Here is a 19,004-nt window from a genome sequence, read left to right on the forward strand (position 1 = left end):
CCTCCACGCCTACCCCCACGCCCATGCCCACACCTACGCCCACGCCCACGCCCACGCCATCCACATCCTCGGCGGGCCGGGAGACGGCGATGGCCTGCTCGTCGCTGATCGACCCCTCAAGGACGAGGCGGACGCGGCCGCGGCGCAGGTGGTCGAGGGCGATCGCGGCCAACCGCGCCGCCTGCTCGGCGGCGCCCGGCTCACCCTGGTTGTGCCGCAGACAGGCGATCTTGGCGTGGACGACCGCCTGGTAGGCAATGTAGAGTGATGGTCCAGCGACACCGGATGCGTCTCGGCGGAGAACTCCCGGTACCAGGCCGGGAACCGGCGCGCCTCGTCCGGCGCGCCGAGCCGCTCCAGGTCCATCGCGAGGCACGCGGCGTCGGCCAACACGTCACCGATCCGGCCCTGCCGGTCGGACGCCAGGCAGTCGATCACCCGTACGCCGTCGGACAGGCAGAAGACGTGGTCGGCGATGAGATCGCCGTGACCGTCCCGGATCCGGCCGGCCCGCCGCCGCTCAGCCAGCAGCGGAGCCCGCCCGGCGAGGTAGCACAGCGCGAGTCGCTCGATCTCGTCGACGACATCGGCGGCCAGGACCTCGCCGCGAAACGGCGCGACGGCGCGCAGCAGGTCCAGCCAGCGAGCCTGCATAGCCGCCAGGCTGCCCGCCGCACCGATCCGGGCCGAGGTCTCGCAGCTCTCGTGGAACGCCGCGAGTCGGCGCGCGAGGTCACGCAGCTGTGGATCAACCCACCCACCCCGCTCGACCAGCGTCGTCAGGCGGCGCGCGACGGGCAGCCGACGCATGACGACCATGTGATCGCGCAGGAGGTCGGCCTCGTCGCGGACGTCCGCGACGGCGAGGTACACGTCCGGCGCCAGCCGCCGGTTGAGGGCCACCTCGGTCTGGCAGGCCTCTTCCCGCGCCTGCCGCCGTCGCAGGTCCACGGATCCGGCCACGACGGGTTTGGGCATCTTGTAGACCCGCTCGCCCACGAAGAACAGCAGCGCGGTCGTCGTCTCCACGGTGTGCAGCGTGGGGGTTGGCCCGCCGAGGAAACTCGGCGGAGCGGGAGGGGTCAGAGCGGTCTCAGCGGTCAGAACCTCTGCGGCGAACATGATCTCTCCCGGAGGGAACGGAGAGTAACAGGGAGTAGACGACGGTTGGCCAGGACCCGCAGGGGTCCGGCGGCGGTGTCGTCAACGGTGCCCTGCCGGGACGGACCAGCCGATCCGCCGGATGTCACGCCCGGATGGCCGTTCGGCCCTCACCGAGTGGGCCGAACGGCCGTGCCGAGTATGCGGGCGGCGACGATCGCGACCCGCTGCCGGCTCCGGGCCGGCAGGCTCGCCGGGGGTCAGGCCTCGCGGAGGGACTCCAGGAAGAGCAGGGTCCGCGCGGCGACGCTGCGACGCCCCGGACCCGTCAGCACATCGTGGCCGCCCGGGACGACCACGAGCTCCGCCCGGGACGCGGTGCGCGTCGTCATCCGGATCAGGGGTAGCGGGCTGACCTTGTCCTGCGCACCGTGGATGAGCAGGATCGGGAGGTCGGGCAGGGCACGCGGCAACGGTTCCTCGATGGCCACCCCCGCGACGGGAACCTGCAGGAGCGGCAGGCCGACCAGGATCACACCGTCGGGGCGTACCGCAGGGGAGGCGGCCATCGCCAGCGCCGCGAGGGCCCCCGTGTCGGAACCGAGGAGGACGAACGGGACGCCCGGCACCCGGTTCTCGGCCACCGCGGGCACCCGGCGGCCACCGTCGGGAACGACGGTCACCAGGTAGCCGTCCAGCGCGAGCCGATCGGCGAGAAGGTGGAACGGGCCGGCCTGCTCACCGCGCCCGAGCAGCACCGCGACCACCGCGCGCACATATTCCCCGGGTGCCCCGCCGGAGGCGGGAGAGGGCGCCGGGAGCCGACGCGTCAACGGAACCGGGATCGCGGCCGGGACGGCAGTGGAGGCCGGAGAGACGATCGACGCCGGAGAGACGGTGGGTGCGGTGGGTGTCGCGGCCGGCCTGCCTGCGGTTGGCGCGACGGAGCTGCCCCGCTGCGGACCGACGATGGCGCGGGCGCGGGACTGCCTGCCCGCCGCGGACGAGGTGGGCGAGGCCATCCGTAGATCATCGACGGACAACTGAGTGGTCGGCGACGGCATCGGCGCCAGATCTCCTTCGGACGGAACGGATCGTCGCGGCAGGCGGGCCGGACGTGCCGCGGGCGCGGCGTCGAGGCGACATCAATCGTTGATCTCGCCTCGGAGACCAGGAAAGGGCTTGAAGACTAGGAAAGGGCTTGAAGACTCGGAGAGGGCTTGAAGAGTAGGAGAGGGAAGGTGTCCGGCCCGCCGATGATCGGTCCGACGGCCCGGCGACCGGAGTAACACGCGGCTGCCGCCCGCCACGAGGCGAGGACAACGGCGGCCTGGACATCGCGGCGGCCGTGCTCGCGAGTCGTACGGGGTGACCAGCAGCGGCGACGGGTGGTTCTTCGACGGCGGTACCGCTGCGGTCGGTCTCGGGAGCCGGCCCCTGGGAAACGACCACCTGCCGCACGTCGCCTGCCGGCGAACGTCAGGAGCCCACCGGGAGGCGGAGGATGCCGGACCGCTGGCCGCCCGCGGCCGGGACGGATCGCTCGGCTCGGGGCCGCCGGCAGATCAGCGACAACGTCGCCAGGACGACGGCGACGGGAGGATCTCGGACTGGCGTCGATCGGGCCGGAGCACGTCCACGAACATGTCTACTACCCTGCGTAGCGAGAAGGGAAGCCGTCAAGCCGTTCACGGTGTGTCGTATATCACTCCACGACGCGCCGGCCCGACGCTGACGTGACGTCGACCGAAAGGTGTCCGGTCGGCCAGACCGGCGGCAAGGCCAGCCGGGAAGCCGGCCGCGAAGCCGGTGACCGGACCTCGTGGACCCCGCCCCGAAACACCGGAAAATGACGACAAGGGCACCGCCGGAGGCGCTGCCCTTGTCATGATCCGCGCACATTGTTCGTGCACGTTTAATGATCAACTATTTCGGTTCTCCGGGCACGGTCCTGTGCGTCGGGGAACCAACCCGCACCACGGTCAGGCCGCCGCCGCGCCCTTGGCCTTCACGAAACGGGCAGCCACGTCGGCCCAGTTGACGACGTTCCACAGGGCCGCCACGTAGTCGACCTTGACGTTCTTGTACTGCAGGTACCAGGCATGCTCCCAGGCGTCGAACACGAGCAGCGGGGTGTTGCCCACGCCGACGTTGCTCTGGTGGTCGTACACCTGCTCGATGAGCAGACGCTGCGCGGTGGCGTCGTAGGCCAGGACGCCCCACCCGGAGCCCTGCACCGTGGTGGTCACCGCGTTCAGTTGCGCCTTGAAGGCGTCGAAGGAACCGAAGTCGGCGGCGATGGCCTCACCGAGCGCACCGTCCGGCTTGTCCCCGCCGTCCGGCGAGAGGTTCTCCCAGTAGATCGAGTGGAGAATATGCCCGGAAAGGTTGAAGGCGAGCGTCTTCTCCAGGCCCACGATGGCACCGAAGTCGCCCTTGTCGCGCGCTTCGGCGATCTTCTCAAGAGTGTCATTGGCACCCTTGACGTAGGTCGCGTGGTGCTTGTCGTGGTGCAGTTCGACTATCTGCCCGATAATGGACGGTTCCAGAGCACCGTAGTCGTAGTTCAGGTCCGGCAGCGTGTACGTCGCCACTAGCGCACGATCCTTTCCATTCATAAGGAATTCATCCGAGGAGTCCCGTGCGGAGCTCTCGGAGGTCAGATGGGCGGTGCGGTGGAGCCGGCGGCCACCCGGAGCGGAGGGGGCGGATAGGACCCGGCGATGCTCATCGGCCCTCCCCCTCCTCTCCCGCGGCACCGCCTCGACGGCACCCTGTGGACGGTCGGCTTCGCTGCTGCAATCCTCCGCGCGATCCCCCGACTGGACACTATCGCCAGTCGGATGGGGCTTGCATGGCGAGACCCGACACCATGACACTCAAAGGATCGACCCGTTCGCAGCGCCAACAACAGTGCGTAACGGCGAGGAAACGAAAACGGGATTACTCCGCCATTCCTCGCCACCGCCCATTACCTTCCGCTACTCCTCATGGATCTGTTGGGCGAGGTAATGGGCCGCACCAAGCTGGGAGATCAGCTCCAGCTGGGCGTCGAGCCAGTCGATGTGCTCCTCCTCGGAGACGAGGATCCGCTCGAGGAGCACGGCCGATCCGACGTCGCCCCGCTCCCGGCAGAGTGCGACCCCCCGGCGCAGCAGGTCAACCGTCTCGAACTCCCCGGACCGGTCCACCTCGAGCTGCTCGGGCACCGTCTCCCCGATACGCAGCGTGTGCAGACGCTGCAGGTTCGGCAGACCGCCGAGATACAGCACCCGCTCGATGAGCTGATCCGCGTGCTTCATCTCGTCGATCGACTCGTGATAATAGTGCTCGGCGATCCGCCGATATCCCCAGTTACGTTGCATACGACTGTGCAGAAAGTACTGGTTGATGGTCGTGAGCTCGTTCGTCAGCACACTGTTCAGAATTTCGATGATTTCCACGTCACCACGCGTCACCATATGACCTCCACCTCCTGTCGGACATCGCCGGCCGGACGCCGCTCGTCATCATACCGAGGGAGTGCCCCGTCCCGCACCGCTTGATCGACCCGCCGTGGCGCCTCAACCAGCGGCGATGACCTCCGACGGTCCGCGCGAGCCGACAGGCGGAACCTCCAGCGGACAGCACATCACACGGATACGGATTTCGCAGCGAACCTGAACCCACACCCCTCACATCCGCCTGAACGTAAATGCAGGTAAGGTTTACTGTAAGGTAGAAATCCCGCACGGAGGAAGCGCGCGGGAAGCGTGCGACGGACCGTCATAATCATGGCGTCATTTCCCCGCGACGACTTCGTGCCGGCCCGGCGAGCCCCTGCCGGCACGCTTCCGGCAGTCGGTTCAGTGGCGATCGGTGGCGGTCCCGGCGGCCGGCGTCTCACCACATTGGACGACGACGAATCCCCCCCCGGCCGGAGTACTCGATCTGCGCGAGCTCCCCCGAGCTACGCCCCATGAGGTTGCCTATCTTGAACGAGGAGACCACCCGGGTACGTATGCCCGCTGTCCAGGCGACCGCGGCATCCCGGTCGACGCAGACCGGCTCGTCCGTCGACAACACCAGGGGAGCGCCCAGGCACAGCACGGCGACGCCGCCGCTGCCGGAAACCTCGGTGTTGAAGATCCCACCGGCGATCATGGCGCCGATGCCACCGGACGTCGTGGTGACCTTGTAGCGGATGCCGGACTCCAGCGCGAGCAGGCTGCGGCCGTTGACCGTCAGGCTGTCGTTGTCGAGCGTGAAGACCGAGATGTGGCTTCCGGACTCGGCGAACCAGACGCTTCCGTGGCCGGCGACCCTCATCAGGTCCTGGCCCTCACCGGTAACCGCCCGCCGCAGGAATCCACCGACTCCCTGGCCCTTGTAGGCGAAGTCGACGCGGCCGCGATAGGCCACCATGGCTCCCTGTTTGGCGTACATCTCGCCGCCGTCGAGGCGTACCCGCAGCATGCGATCGCCCTCTTCCAAGGCGAACGGGGGGCCCGCGGCGGGGCCCCCCGCGAAGGTCGCGAGTGGCTGGCTCATGGCCTCGATTCAACGCCCATCCACACCCGTTCGGGCCACACCGGTGGGAATACCGACGGGAGTATGGCGGGTAGACCGGCACCCGCCCGTCAGAGCAGCATCAGCTGCATCGCGCCGGCCATGACCAGTCGGGACGTGGCCGATGTCACCGGCGGCGTGTGGGTCGCCCAGCCCGGTCTGACCCTGCGGACCAGCGGGCCACCGATAGCAGCCAGCACCGCCACAGCGAAGATCACCGCGAACCAGTCGGTCAGATTCGTCAGACCGGTCGAATCACCGACCGGCCACCTGTCCGCTCGGGCCATGTACGCCATCGCCAACCCCTCGATGACGAGCATCGAGCAGCAGGACCACCGCGACGGCTCGCAGGTCGGGTCCGTCAGGACAAGAAGGAAGAAGACGCCGGCCAGCGCCAGATAAGCGACGGCGAACACCACCGACGACGTCATCCAGCGTGGGCCGACGAACATGACGACCATTCCCGCGGCCACCACCGTGTGCCCAATCTCGGCCGGTGGGTACACGGCCCTCCGCCGGGCTCGCACAAGCGCGCCGGCGAGACGTCCGGCGTGGAACATCGCCAGCAACGCGCAGGCGACCGCGGCAACGACGGCCACCGCCTGTGGTGGGGCCAGTGCGTACGCCGCTGCCGGGTGGTGGTGTGTCACCGATCCGCGGGTTCCCGTCCAGGCTCCCGTCCAGTTACGGCACGTCGCACGTCAGCTCACGCCCAGGGCGAGTTCGGCGTCGACCAGTGCGGTGATGCTGCCGGCACGGGCCTCGTCGACGATGGCCTGGAGCTGTTCGACACTCATCTGGATCCGCTGGCCGAAGTCATCGGTCAGCACGATGCGCCGCTCCGCCGGAGCCTCGTGGTCGACGAAGAGCTCCGGGCAACCACAGTTGCATTTTCCGCAAAAGGTCAAAATGTGACGTTCGCGAGTAGATCCGGACATGCCGTCTCCCGGGGTAGCGGACCAATCAGGAATATCAGTCTAAGATCCTCTTAGGGAAACGTCTGCGCGTTTACCGGATTCCGGGGGCACGGACACGGGGCGCAGTCAGGGCGCCCGCAGTCAGGGCGCGCGGTCAGGGGCCGGGGGACCCCCGGCGGAGTCGTCCGGCAGCCCACCCACGACACCACCGGACGCGCCACCGGACGCACGGTCGCCGGTCACGCCAAAGGCCCCGGGCCCCATGTAGGGATACACGTGGTCGGCAGGCGGAGCGAGATTCTCCTTGATCACCCGTGGGCTGATCCAGCGCAGCAGGTTCTGCGCGGAACCGGCCTTGTCGTTGGTGCCGGAACGGCGAGCGCCGCCGAACGGCTGCCGGCCGACCACGGCCCCGGTCGGCTTGTCATTGATGTAGAAGTTGCCGGCCGCGAAGCGCAGCACGTGTTCGGCGCGGGCGATCGCCGAGCGGTCGGTCGCGACGACGGCACCGGTGAGCGCGTAGGACGAGGTCCGGTCGATCAGTGTCAGCACGTCGTCCCAGGCCCCCGGCCGGTTGTCGTCGTAGACGTGAACCGACAGGATCGGGCCGAACAGCTCGCGGGTGAACCACTCCCGCCCGGGATCGGTGCCGAGCAGCACCGTCGGCCGGACGAACCAGCCGACAGCGTCGTCGCACTGTGCCCCGGCGAGAACGGTGACGGTCGAATCGCTGGCAGCACGGGTGCATGCGGCGGCCAGGCGATCGTAGGCGCGCGCATCGATGACCGCACCGGTGAAATGGTCGAAGTCGCTGACGTCCCCCACCGACAGTGCCTCGGTCGCGGCGGCGAGTTCGGCGTCCAGGCGCCGCCACAGGCTTGCGGGCAGGTACGCCCGGGAGGCCGCCGAGCATTTCTGGCCGCTGTACTCGAAGGACCCCCGCAGCAGCGCGGTACGCAGCACGTCAACGTCGGCCGAGGAATGCGCCACCACGAAGTCCTTGCCACCGGTCTCCCCGACGATCCGCGGATAGGAACGGTAGCCGTCCAGGTTCTCGCCGACCGCCCGCCACAGCCGGGCGAAGACGGCGGGAGAGCCGGTGAAATGAACGCCGGCCAGATCCGGGGCGGAGAACACCACGTCGCTGACCGGTTCACCCGAACCGCCGACGAGGTTGATGACGCCGGGCGGCAACCCCGCCGATTCCAGCAGCCGCATCAGGAAATGCGCGGCAAACGCCTGCGTGGGAGCCGGCTTCCAGACGACGGTGTTCCCCATCAACGCCGGCGCGGTCGCCAGGTTCCCGGCGATGGCGGTGAAGTTGAACGGGCTGACCGCGTAGACGAATCCCTCCAGCGGACGCAGATCCAGCCGGTTCCATTCCCCGGCCCCGCTGGCCGGCACGTCGGCCAGCAACTCGGCGGCGAACATCACGTTGAACCGCCAGAAGTCGATCAGTTCGCAGACGGCGTCGATCTCCGCCTGTTGGCAGGTCTTCGACTGGCCCAGCATGGTGGCCGCGTTCAACGTGTCCCGCCATGGGCCGGAGAGGGCCTCCGCGGCGCGCAGGAGCACCGCGGCCCGTCCCGCGAAACCCAGATCCCGCCAGCCGGGGGCGGCCTTCTTCGCCGCGGCGACCGCCTCGGCCGCGTCCGCGTGGGTGCTCTCTCGCAGCGTTCCGAGCACCCGCCGGTATGCATGAGGCTGCACGACGTCGCGGGCCGGGCCGCCGCCGAGATGCTGGTGTCCCCCGATCGTGTTGGTCAGCTCGATATGCTCACCGCCCAGCCGGAGCAGGGCCCGCCGCAGACTAGCACGTTCCGGGCTACCCGGGGCGTAGGAACGGACCGGTTCGTTACGCGCGACCGGAACCGTCACCGGTCCGGTCGCCACGCGCTCTGCTTCGTCCCGCCGCACGCTCCGTCCCCCGTCCAGCCTGCCCGCGTCTCAGCCGGCCCGCATCTCAGGCCCACCGCATCTCAGGCCCGACTCCGGAGCGCGCGAGCGGCGAGCAGCAGGTTCGTGGGTCTCTCCACCAGCCGCCGGGTCAGGTACGGCACGCAGTCCGCCCCGTAGGGCACATACACCCGCACCGTGGCCCCGGTCGACGCCAACCGCCACTGCTCGACCGGGCGTACCCCGTACAGCAACTGGTATTCGAAGGTCGCGGGCAGGCGTCCCACGTGCTCGGCGAACCGGCCGGCGAGGTTCAGGAGGGCGGGGTCGTGAGTGGCAATCATGGGATAGCCCGATCCGGTGAGCAAGATTCCCAGACAGCGGGCGTACGCGGCGGCGACAGCCGGACGTCCCTGGTGGGCTACGGCGGGCGGTTCGCGGTAGGCGCCCTTGCACAGCCGCACCCGTGACCCGGCGGTGGCGAGGTCACGGCAGTCCGTCTCGGTGCGCAGAAGCTGCGCCTGCAGGACGGCGCCGACGGAGGGGAAGTCCCGACGCAGCTCCACCAGGGTGTCCAACGTCGAGTCCGTGGTGGTGTGATCCTCCATGTCCAGGGTGACCGTCGCGTTCGCCGCCGCTGCCCGCGCGCAGATCTCGGCGGCGTTCTCGTACGACAGCTTGCGGCCGTCGCGGGGCACGGCCTGACCGAGCGCAGACAGCTTCACCGAGACGTCGAGACCGGCGGCGATCCCCGCGCGGTCGGCGAGGTCGAGCAGCCCGAGGTAGGCCAGCAGGGTGTGGGCCGCGTCCTCCGCACGGGTGATGTCCTCACCGAGCAGATCCACCGTCGCCAGGAGGCCGAGGTCCGCAAGTCCGGCTACCGCGGCGACCGCGTCCGCGTCGGACGGGCCGGCGACAAAGCGATCGATGATCCCCCGGGCAAGGGGGGTACGTGTGACGAGCGCGCGGGTGAGCGGATGGCGGGACACGGGAGGCATCAGCTTTTGGATCATATCGATCGTCCCCTGAGGCGACGTGACAGAATAAGCGTGATCCGAAGCTTCACGTAAGCTCGATGCTCTGTCCAGCCTAGCGGCGCGGAATGCCGCGCCGGCTCAGAGCGCGCCGGCTCAAAGGCGACGCAGGCCGGCGAGTACCCGGTCGAGCAACTCGAGCTGCGGGGCTCCCGTCGGCATGGTGAGCTGGGAGATCTCCACCAGGCGGTCCGCCGCCGCGTCGGCGACGAGCACGCGGACTACGCCCACAGGCAAACGCAGTTCGGCCGCGATCTCGATCACCGACTGAGGCTGCACGCACATCGCGACGATCGACTTCTGTTCGAGAAGCAGGACCGGCAGCCGCCCGCGGCCGAGCGGTGTCGTGGTCACCATGGCCTCGAGCGCCAGCAGACGGGACGGGCGCGCCCGGCCGCGGGTCGCCGTGTACGGCCGCACGAGCTCGCCCGACGGCTCCACCGCGTCCCCGTTCACGTGATCACCTGGTCACCTGGTCATGGGGTATGGGGTCATGGGGGATGTCACTTGGTGGGCACCTGGTCACACATTTTCGCGGCGGGCCGGGGTGAGCGCCTCCCGGGTCCGGGCGACGAGCACCGTCATCTCGTACCCTACGAGCCCGATATCGCAGGTGTTGGTGGCGAGCACGGCCAGATAGGACCCCTCCCCGACGGCCATGAGCAGCAGCGAGCCCTGGGCCATCTCGACGATGGTCTGGGTGACGTGGCCGCCGTCCACGAAGTCGGCGGCGGCCAAGGTCAGGCTGAACAGACCGGACGCGAGGGAACTCAGCCGTTCCGCCCGCTCACGCGGGAAACCAGTGCAGACGGCGAGAAGATGCCCGTCCGAGGACGCGACGATCGCATTGGCCACACCGGGCACGAAGTCGACGAAGTTGTTGATGAGCCAGTCGAGCGAGGGATTCTCGGGATCCGCGCGGGTCACGCGTCCTCCAGACTATGCGAATCAGGGGGTGCGAATCAGGGAGTGCGGTGTCCGCGCGCAGGCAGGAGGGATGCGGATGGTCATCCGTCGCTGCCAGGCTCGTCAGGGGTCTCCCTTGACACCACGAGCATGGTGAACGCCTTCGTACAGTCGGCTCAGGCGGCCGCGGATCCGTTCGGGCGCCACCGTCTGCTGTTCCGGGGCCGGCGTGAGCGCCGCTGCCGAGCCGAAAAGGTCGGGGCCGGCATCGGGGGGCGAGCGGTCGCGGACCTGGACGGGGGCGTGCCCAACGGGTCCGGACCGAGGAGCCCGTGGGTCTGCGGGGCGCGGATCGGCAGCCCGGAGGGGGTCCTGGGACCATCTGGCCCGATGGGGGGATGGTCACTCACCGCCGCTTCGCCCGAGCCCGATACCCCACCGACGGTTACCGCCCCGCCCGACCGCGCCGCCCCACCGGCCGCGGGTGGCTCGAGGGACGCGGGTGGGATGCGCACCGCGGAACGCGACGGTGCCGGATCTCGCGTGAACCAGTTGAACTTCTCCTCGGAGGGCTCGGAGGGCTCGGGCGGCCGCGCCGCGGCGGCGCGCATCCTTCTGTCCGCCCCACGCTCGCGCCGACGACGGAGCGCGGCCACCGCCTCCTCGATCGGAGGCAGGACGGCCCCGCCCTCCGATCCCGTGGCGGCGCCCAGACGCGACCCGCCACCGGCCTCGGCCACGGTGGACGAGTCGGCGTCGTCGGCGAGCTCGTCGACGACGCCAAGATCGACACCGCGCGGCCGGAACCACTCCTCGGTCGGTGTGTAGGAGGTGTAGGAGCCGAGACCGGCCGGCAGCGTATCGGGACCGCCGAGCGACCCCGCAGGCCCCGCAGGACCCACAGGACCCACAGAACCGGTAGGACCCGCAGAACCGGTAGGACCTGTAGGACCGTGACCGTTCAGGCCCGTCGCACCGGGAGCCGCTAGGCCGTTGCCACGAGGCGCGGTGCCACGAGGCGGGATGCCCGCGACGAACAGCACGGCAGGCAGATGGACGAGCGCGCAAACCCCGCCGGTATCCGAGCGTGCCAGCCGCACCGCGATGTCGTGCCGCGCGGCCAGGCGGGCCACGACGAACAGGCCGAGGCGTTGGGCGATCGAGAAGTCGAACACCGGAGGCTCGGCCAGCCGCTGGTTGGCTGCGGTCAGCTCCTTCTCCGACATCCCGAGGCCGGCGTCGTCGATGATGATGATGAGCAGTCTGCCGTCGTCGAGGCGGGACGCGGCGAGGTCGACCGCGAGGTATGGCGGGGAGAACTGGGCGGCGTTCTCCAGTAGCTCGGCGACGAGGTGGACGACGTGGTTGACGGAGTCGGCGGCAACCTGCACCTCCGGCACCTCGATGATCTGGATCCGTTCGTACTGCTCGATCTCGCCGATCGCGGCCTGCAGCACGTCACCCAGCGGTACCGGACCCGCCCGGCGCCGGCCCGGTCCAGCCCCCGCGAGCACGAGCAGGTTCTCGCTGTTGCGGCGCATCCGGGTCGCCAGGTGGTCAAGCTTGAACAGGTTCTCCAGCTGGAGGGGGTTCTCCTCGGTGGCCTCCAGCCGGTCGATGAGCGCGATCTGCCGTTCGATGAGGCTCTGGCTGCGCCGGGACAGGCTCAGGAACAGGGTGTTGACGTTGCGCCGCAGGCCGGCCTGTTCGGTAGCCAGCCGCACCGCCTCGTGCTGCAGCTCGTCGAAGGTGCGCGCGACCTCGCCGATCTCGTCACGGGAGTCGATGGCGATGGCGATGGACCGGATCGTCGTGTCGACCTGGTCCGGGTACGCGGTTTGCAGCTGCTCGATCAGGTGGGGAAGGCGCTCGTGGGCGACGTCGAGGGCGCCCGTCCGCAGTCTGCGCAGGGGGCCGGTCATCGTGCGCGCGATCGCCAGCGTCCACACGATCGCACCGACCATGATAGTGATAATCAGCGCGCCGAGGATGGCGGTCCGCTCCCAGGCGGTGGAGCGCAGCTCGCTCGCGGACCCGATGACGTTGTCGAGCAGTCCGGTCTCGACGGTGCGCAGCAGCTCGATGTGGGTGGTGCTGGCCGCGAACCACTGGTCGGGATCGATGCCGAGGTCGGGCAGTCGCTGACGCTGGACGGCACGGTCGGGGGTGCGCTTGACCGTCAGCAGCGCCTGACCGTTGACGATCTGATCGTAGCGGATCCGGTCGCTGGGGCGGGCTGCGGCGCGGAACGCGTCCTCGGCCGTCTGTTCCTCGGCGAGGAGACCGGACATCCGTTCGGCGGCGCCGAACTCGAACCGGCCGGTGAGTGCCGTGGCGTAGAGCTGACCGCGGATCTGGGAGTTGATCTCCTTGATGGTCGACAGGTCATTGAGGACCATGGTGGAGTAGCGGAGCTCGTCGTCGTTCCTGTCCTGCCCGATCCGGCGGTCGAAGGCGAGCAGGCGGCTGATCGTGGTCGAGTACTCGCTCAGGATCGCGCCGATGGGCAGCTTCCCGCCCCGGACGGCCTGGCGCAGCGCGGGCAGTGCGGCGATGCTCTGCCGCACCTGCGCGGACAGCGGGGAGGCCCCTCGGCCGAGACAGCCGGAGGAGGACCTTAGCGAGGCCTGGAAACGGGTCAGCGCCTTGTCCACAACACGCTGCTCGGTGTTCAGCCGGTCGGCCAGCGCCCTGCTGGTCGGGTTGGCGCCACGCCCACTCATGATGAAGCCCGCGGCGAGATCCCGCTCGAGCTGCATCTCGTGCACCGCCGCGGTCACGTCCCGGCCGAGTTCCGCCGCGGTCACCCCGTGACCGTAGCTGGCGGCGTCGGACAGCCAGGTCACGCCGGCGAGAATCGCCACCGCCAGGAAGGCCGCCATGGACACCGCCAACGCCGCGAAGAGCTTCCCGCGCACGGGGAGGTCGTGCAGGCGCGGCCGCCGCCACGGACGCGATCGGAACTCCCCCGCCCCGGTCATGGCCGCGGCGGCGGTCGGAGCCGTAGCGGTCGAGGCCCCCGCCGAGTGCCGCCGACGCCGCACCGGGGATAGCTGCTCCCGGTCCCCGGGTGTGCCCGCGCCACGATGCCGGCCCTCGACAGAGGACCCCGGCGGGTCATCCGTCGCGACCCGCCTTCTTCCCGGCTGGACCACGAGATCCGTACCTCTCGCCCTCTCGGATCGCCCTCTGGAACTGTCCCGCCAGGCCAGTCCCGGCCCCGGCCCCGGCCGGCAAAGACTATGCCTTGGCCTGCAAAGGCCATGTGGGCGCCCGATGCCGCCGCCGGTGGGGTCGCCTGACGATCGGCCCCGTCAATCACCCGCGCTGCCGGGCAGCCCGGCTGCGGTTGTTGCCCGACAAACAACTAGTGTCGCCCCTGGCCACTGCCAGCTTTCGCTCCTCACCGAGCCGGGCATGCGGGGAGCGCGATGATCCACGGGTTTCGAAGCACGGTCGCGGGCCTTGCGCTTCTCTCCGTAGTCGCGCTGGCCGCCTGCGATGGCGGTGGCAAAGCCGAGCCGGCCCGAGTTTCCGGCGAGGTCAAGATCGGACTGCTCGCCCCCCTGACCCAGGGCAATCCCGAAACGGGGCGTGACGCACAACGCGGAGCAGAGCTCGCCAGCCGTCTCATCAACGCCGGCGAAAGCTGGACGGGCGACGAGACCAGAGGTGCCTGGGGGCCATCCGGCCGGACCCAGCTTTCTGTTGTGACATTGGACACAAGCAGCGATCCGCGCCAGGCCGCGGACGTCACGTCACGCTTAATGACCAACCACGGTGTCGTGGGCATCGTCGGCGCGTTCACCCCGGACGCCACCCTGGAAGCCAGCCAGCGGGCCGAACGCCTGCAGATCCCGTTCGTCAACGGAGGCCCGCCGCTGACGGCGCTGACCGAACGTGGGCTGAGCTGGTTCTTCCGGATCGGACCCGACGCGGCCGACTACGGCGGCACCTTCCTGTCCCTGCTGCGTGACGCCGAGCAGCCGGGCCAGGAGCGCCGACGCGTCGCCCGGCTTTACACCAACGACGCCACCGGCCTCGATATGCAGGCGACTGTGGCAGAGTTCGCCGAGGAGACCGGTTACCCGGTCGTGGCGAGCGTGGCCTACCAGCCGGGTACCGGCCAGCCGGGTACCGGCGATCTGGCCGCCGCCGTCGGCGCCTTGCGAACCGCTGCACCCGACGTTGTACTGACGAATATTTCTCCCAGCCAGGGCGAAATTCTGGGAAACACTTTCCGGGATGGTGGGTACATACCACCCGCGGTTGTCGTGTACGGCGACCCGGCGGAGGCCGCCCGACTCGCCGCGGTTCCCGAGTTCGCCGATCGGGTCAGCCGTCAGGTCGCCTGGTCGATGCCCATCGCCCGGGCCAATCCGCTGGCCGCGAGAGTAATCGACCGCTATCTGCACGATTTCGGGGCGCCGATGACCGAGGATGCGGCCGAGGCCTTCACCGCCGTGACCACGATCGCGCAGGCAATCGACGACGCGGGCAGTGCGGATCGTGAACTGGTCCGCTCCGCGTTGACCGCCCTGAATCTACCCGCGAGTTCGACCATCATGCCGTGGAACGGCGTCCATTTCGACGGAACCCACCAGAACACACTTTCCGCAACAGCGATCGAACAGGCCACCGGTACGACGTTCAGAACCGTCTACCCCCGCGACCTGGCCACGACGACGGTCAGGTGGCCCGCACCGGGGACGGCCGTGACGACTGTCGGACATCCGTCATCGGGGGCGACATCGGCGTCACAGTCGACGCCAGGGACCAGGACCAGGACACGGAACGAGTAGGTATCAAGTAGGTATATCAAGTAGGTATACGGAACGAGTAGGTACGCGGATCGTTCTCCGCCCGGCCCGTCCACGGATCACCTCGCCGGCGCGAGATCCGCCACCAGCACCGGATCGAGGCCGCCGGGGGTGCCGTCCGGCTCGGTCTTCTCCAGCCGGAACCGGGCCGCGCGTCCGTCGAGCTCGAGGACGGCGAGCTGACTGTCGAACCAGGGTCCGTGGGTGACCGTCCACCGGATGGACCGGCCCCGCACCCCGGCAAGGCGGGCGAAGGCCGCGGAGAATGCGGCTAGCGGAGCGCGCCGGGAGATCGCGTCGACCCGCCGGATCGCCGGACCGAGCGGGTTGCGGAACGGCGAGCACACCGCCTGCCACACTGGGCTCGGCGCCGTGGCCGCGGCGGTGAGGTCGGACTGCGCCGGGAAGTCGGCACGGGCCAGATAGGCGTGGTGCACGTCACCGGACAGCACGATCACGCTGGCCGGCGCCGGACCGCGTTCCCCCGCCGAGATAGACCGAAGCAGCTCCGCCATCGCGGCGAAGGAGGAGCCGAAGGCCGACCAGTGTTCGAGGTCGAGGGCCTGGCGGACCCGCTCGGCCACGGCCGCGGCCCGTCGGCCCCACCGCCCGCCCGCAATCAGCTCGCTGGCCGCCTCGACGTTGTGGATCGTCGGTGTCAGCAGGAACGGGACGGAGGTGCCGAGCAACAGGTGATCCACCTCGCCGTCGTGCAGGGTCTGTTCCCGCACCCACTCCCACTCGACGGCGTCGATCATCGCCCGCGAACCGTCGGGGGACACCACCCGTGCACACCGGGAGTCGATCACGATCAGCCGGGTCCGACCGAGGTCCCATCGGAAACTCCATCGCACCGCCCGGCCTGCCGGTTCGCCGTGGCCCTCAGGCTGGGCACCCTCAGGCTGGGCGACGGCACGGGGACCGACCCGGCCATCGGCCGCGGCAGTTCGCCCCGCGGTCACGTCGGGGTGGTCTGCCGCCTCGTCAGCCCGTCGGGCGAACGCACGCAGCACCTGCTCCGCCACGCTGCCGGCCACGCTAGCCGGGGCGGCCCCGCCCTCGGGCACTGCGGGGGTTCCCGCCTCGACCACGGCCCGGAACACCGGATCACACTCCCGGACGGCCGGGACCAGGTTACCGAGGTGCTGGTAGAGCCAGTAGGCCATGATCCCGCCGGTGACGCGTGCGTCCCACCACGGCGCGGCCCTAATCTCCGTACGCCATGCCGCGGAGATGTTCCAGTCGTCTCGCACATCATGATCGTCAAAGATCATCGCCGTCGGGACCGTTGACAGTAACCAGCGGATGTCCGTCTGCGACCACGCCTCCTGGTACAGCCAGGTGTACTCCTCGAAGTCGGCGATCTCCTCCCCCGGCGGGACGGTGACATCCCGCCGGTCACGAATCCGCGCCGCCGTCTGCGAGGAGACATGATCGGCATAGACCTGGTCACCGAGCAGAAGCAGGACATCCGGCCAGGAGGCGGGGTCGTGCGCGGGCAGTTCCAGGGCGAGGGCGTGCAGCGCATCCGTGCCGAGTCCACGGCTGTCCTGATCGGCGTTCAGGGTGTACGGCTGCTCCTGCGGCGCGGTCACCCGGCAGGAGCCGAAGACCAGCCGCAGGGGCCCCTCGTCCTTGACGGGACGCAGCAGGCTCGGCGGCCTGCCCGGCTCCGGCCAGACCCGCACCGCGCCGTCGGTGGGCGGCTCGGACCCGACCGCCGGCCCTCCGGGCCCGGGACCCGTCAACCACACCTCGTCCGTCAACCACACCTCGTAGGGAACCGGCTCTCCCGGCGTCAGGCCTTCGACCACGACGACTGCGTAGTGGTGCCCGGCCACCTCGAAGGTACGGGCCTGCCCAGCCGGCGGGTCGAACGTCGCACGTGCGAGTGCGCCACGCGGGACCCGGACCTCGACATCACAAGCAGCGTCGACCTCCATCCACAAGGTGACACGCGTTGCCTCGGTGTGCCGGTGGATGGGGCCGAGGAGCAAACGAGTCATTCGCCCACTCTCGTCCAACGAGACGAACGCACGTCCGGCTATCGCACGGCATGGATAGCGTGTTACTTAACGACCACACTCGGCTGATCGCCTTCAGGCGACGGCGCCACGCGAGCCACTCCAGGAAGTCGGACGACAGGCTCGTCGTGTAGCGCTGTTCACGGCAGCGCGAGCGAAGATATTCTGGAGATTTTTGAGCTGGGCCTTCAAACTCGGGCCTTCCTTCCTTCAGCTAGGAGCCGGTCTATCCAACTGTTGCCGCACGGAGGAGATCGGAGGTATGTCGGCTGTAGGGGTTGCGTCGGGGTGTCTGGTCGGAGTCGACCCAGGGCAGGGGGATGAATTCGGGCCGGCGATCGTGGCCGATTCGGACGATCCAGCCGTGGTGGTGGATGAGCCTATGATGATATCCACACAGCAGTACCAGATTGTCGAGTGAGGTTCTTCCACCGTCTATCCAATGACGAACGTGGTGAACTTCGCACCATGACGGCGGCCGATCACACCCCGGGAATGAACAGCAGACGTCTCGGGCGATGACGGCGCGGCGTAGGTCCGCGGGTGCGGTGCGGTGGGCCCGTCCGACGTCGAGGGGGACGCTCGCCGCATCGAAGACGACGCGGGTGACCGTGGGCGTCACAGGCCAGGCGGCGCAGGACACTGGCCGGCAGAGGTTGACCCCAGCTGGTGGTGGCGGGCGTACCTCCCTGGCCGAGTAGTGCCGTCCAGGGGACGGTGACGGTGAGGTGAGGGCGCACGCCGCCGGTGACGGGCAGAGCTGCGGTGGTGAGGGTGCGGTGAAGGAGGTCGACGAGGGCGTCGGCGCGGCGCTGTGCAGGTGTGCGGGGGTCGGGGTGCCGTCGTCGGCGGGACGGGGTTTGGCCAGCGGGTCGAGTGCGCTGCGTAGGAGCGCGGCGGCTTCGGCGTCGAGTTCGCCGGTGATACGGGTGGTGCCCCCGGGCAGATCGATGATCCACAGGCCGCGCCGATCCCCGGGGGCGTCGCCCGAATCCTGGTTGCCGTTGCCCGGGTTCTGGTTGTCATCGCCGGCCGGGCCCCCTGCGGGGCCGGGAGACGTGCCGGAGTCGGCGCCCTCACGGTCGCCGTTCTGGCTGCCGGTGTTGGCGGGGTCATCGCCGCCGGGGCTGGTGTCGATCCGGGTGAGTTGTTCCCGCAGGTGCCGGCCAAGACGGGCCAGTTCGCGGGGGTCGAACATCCGGGCCAGCTCCAGCAGGGATGCCTCCGCCGCCGTGTACACCTGCGCGTCCAGGTCGCGGGGGAGGGAACGGATCGTCGTGCGGACCTCGACCGCCTGCTCGACCGTGATCGCGCCGGCGGCCAGGGCCGCACCGGTGGCACTCAGCGGTCCGTCCACGGCCAGGGCCAGATCGACCAGGCGTTGGGCATCCCCCGGCCGGATCCGCAGCCGTTCCCGCAGCAGCGCCGCGGTGCTGGTAGCCCCCTCCCGCACGGCCAGGTTCCGGCCGTGGGCCTCCCGCACCAGCGCGAGCCGCACCGCGGCCAGGCGGGCCAGCTCCACCGAACAGTCGTCCAGGGCGCCGTACAACTCGGCATCCGACAACGACCACACCGGCGCGTCCAACAGGCCGCCGACCTGCTCGGCCACTACCGCCAAACCCAACAGCACCAGATGCTGCCCGAGGGCCGGGCCGGCAGTGATGGTCATGGATCAAGTGTAGATCACACAACCCCCAATGTCGAACTCATGTTCGATTACCGTAACTAGGTGCTGTGGTCCTAGGCTTGTCTTCCGCA

At 69.5% G+C, this 19,004-nt stretch carries 14 protein-coding genes and 2 pseudogenes; 1 reads left to right on the top strand and 15 read right to left on the bottom strand.

The features are described 5' to 3' along the window. Positions 1-33: 33 nt before the first annotated feature. The 12 genes and pseudogenes from AC08OJ_RS10530 to AC08OJ_RS10585 all read right to left on the bottom strand — a co-directional run bounded on the left by AC08OJ_RS10530 (position 34) and on the right by AC08OJ_RS10585 (position 13,320). Complete coding sequence (locus AC08OJ_RS10530) at positions 34-1,122, bottom strand: aminoglycoside phosphotransferase family protein (protein ID WP_476595639.1); 1,089 nt, start codon at positions 1,120-1,122, stop codon at positions 34-36. Between the two features lie 239 nt (positions 1,123-1,361). After that, complete coding sequence (locus tag AC08OJ_RS10535) at positions 1,362-2,123, bottom strand: alpha/beta hydrolase (protein WP_476595640.1); 762 nt, start codon at positions 2,121-2,123, stop codon at positions 1,362-1,364. A 960-nt stretch (positions 2,124-3,083) separates the two neighbouring features. Beyond that, a complete protein-coding gene (locus AC08OJ_RS10540) occupies positions 3,084-3,695 on the bottom strand; it encodes a superoxide dismutase (RefSeq protein ID WP_462187230.1) in 612 nt (203 codons plus the stop codon). A 387-nt stretch (positions 3,696-4,082) separates the two neighbouring features. Then, positions 4,083-4,562 carry a bacterioferritin gene (gene bfr / locus AC08OJ_RS10545; protein WP_476592651.1) on the bottom strand — a complete coding sequence of 160 codons (480 nt, stop codon included), beginning with the start codon at positions 4,560-4,562 and terminating at the stop codon, positions 4,083-4,085. A 384-nt stretch (positions 4,563-4,946) separates the two neighbouring features. Next, positions 4,947-5,631: pseudogene (locus AC08OJ_RS10550) on the bottom strand (AIM24 family protein). An 89-nt stretch (positions 5,632-5,720) separates the two neighbouring features. Beyond that, on the bottom strand, positions 5,721-6,299 hold the full coding sequence (locus AC08OJ_RS10555) for a DUF5134 domain-containing protein (RefSeq protein ID WP_476595641.1): 579 nt from the start codon (positions 6,297-6,299) through the stop codon (positions 5,721-5,723). A 51-nt stretch (positions 6,300-6,350) separates the two neighbouring features. Next, a complete protein-coding gene (locus tag AC08OJ_RS10560; protein ID WP_476595642.1) occupies positions 6,351-6,479 on the bottom strand; it encodes a hypothetical protein in 129 nt (42 codons plus the stop codon). A 228-nt stretch (positions 6,480-6,707) separates the two neighbouring features. Further along, positions 6,708-8,459 (bottom strand): L-glutamate gamma-semialdehyde dehydrogenase, encoded by a 1,752-nt coding sequence (gene pruA, locus AC08OJ_RS10565; RefSeq protein WP_476592647.1) that lies wholly within the window; start codon positions 8,457-8,459, stop codon positions 6,708-6,710. Between the two features lie 86 nt (positions 8,460-8,545). Further along, positions 8,546-9,475, bottom strand: a complete 930-nt coding sequence (locus AC08OJ_RS10570) for a proline dehydrogenase family protein (protein WP_476592646.1) — start codon at positions 9,473-9,475, stop codon at positions 8,546-8,548. Positions 9,476-9,592: 117 nt separating this feature from the next. Further along, positions 9,593-9,952, bottom strand: coding sequence for a DUF742 domain-containing protein (locus tag AC08OJ_RS10575; protein ID WP_462187236.1), 360 nt, complete (start codon positions 9,950-9,952; stop codon positions 9,593-9,595). Between the two features lie 66 nt (positions 9,953-10,018). Continuing rightward, complete coding sequence (locus tag AC08OJ_RS10580; RefSeq protein WP_476592645.1) at positions 10,019-10,423, bottom strand: roadblock/LC7 domain-containing protein; 405 nt, start codon at positions 10,421-10,423, stop codon at positions 10,019-10,021. Between the two features lie 155 nt (positions 10,424-10,578). Further along, complete coding sequence (locus AC08OJ_RS10585; RefSeq protein ID WP_476595643.1) at positions 10,579-13,320, bottom strand: nitrate- and nitrite sensing domain-containing protein; 2,742 nt, start codon at positions 13,318-13,320, stop codon at positions 10,579-10,581. Positions 13,321-13,833: 513 nt separating this feature from the next. Here AC08OJ_RS10585 and AC08OJ_RS10590 point away from each other — a divergent pair. Then, positions 13,834-15,204 (top strand): ABC transporter substrate-binding protein, encoded by a 1,371-nt coding sequence (locus AC08OJ_RS10590; protein WP_476595644.1) that lies wholly within the window; start codon positions 13,834-13,836, stop codon positions 15,202-15,204. Between the two features lie 77 nt (positions 15,205-15,281). Here AC08OJ_RS10590 and AC08OJ_RS10595 read toward each other — a convergent pair whose 3' ends face one another. From AC08OJ_RS10595 to AC08OJ_RS10605, 3 genes and pseudogenes are all read right to left on the bottom strand, one after another. After that, complete coding sequence (locus tag AC08OJ_RS10595) at positions 15,282-17,228, bottom strand: DUF7800 domain-containing protein (RefSeq protein ID WP_476595645.1); 1,947 nt, start codon at positions 17,226-17,228, stop codon at positions 15,282-15,284. Between the two features lie 244 nt (positions 17,229-17,472). After that, the gene (locus tag AC08OJ_RS10600; protein WP_476592654.1) at positions 17,473-17,766 is read right to left on the bottom strand and encodes an HNH endonuclease signature motif containing protein; all 294 of its coding nucleotides are present in this window, start codon (positions 17,764-17,766) and stop codon (positions 17,473-17,475) included. Then, positions 17,729-18,915 (bottom strand): annotated as a pseudogene (locus AC08OJ_RS10605) (DUF222 domain-containing protein). Before AC08OJ_RS10605 ends, AC08OJ_RS10600 begins: the two are co-directional and overlap by 38 nt. Positions 18,916-19,004: the final 89 nt, after the last annotated feature.

It is taken from the genome of Frankia sp. CgKIO3 (assembly GCF_977946435.1).

Coding starts and splice junctions, on each gene's coding strand:
- AC08OJ_RS10595 (WP_476595645.1), bottom strand. CDS start 17,228: ATGACTCGTTTGCTCCTCGGCCCCATCCACCGGCACACCGAGGCAACG.
- AC08OJ_RS10590 (WP_476595644.1), top strand. CDS start 13,834: ATGATCCACGGGTTTCGAAGCACGGTCGCGGGCCTTGCGCTTCTCTCC.
- bfr (WP_476592651.1), bottom strand. CDS start 4,562: ATGGTGACGCGTGGTGACGTGGAAATCATCGAAATTCTGAACAGTGTG.
- AC08OJ_RS10535 (WP_476595640.1), bottom strand. CDS start 2,123: ATGGCCTCGCCCACCTCGTCCGCGGCGGGCAGGCAGTCCCGCGCCCGC.
- AC08OJ_RS10530 (WP_476595639.1), bottom strand. CDS start 1,122: ATGTTCGCCGCAGAGGTTCTGACCGCTGAGACCGCTCTGACCCCTCCC.
- AC08OJ_RS10570 (WP_476592646.1), bottom strand. CDS start 9,475: ATGATCCAAAAGCTGATGCCTCCCGTGTCCCGCCATCCGCTCACCCGC.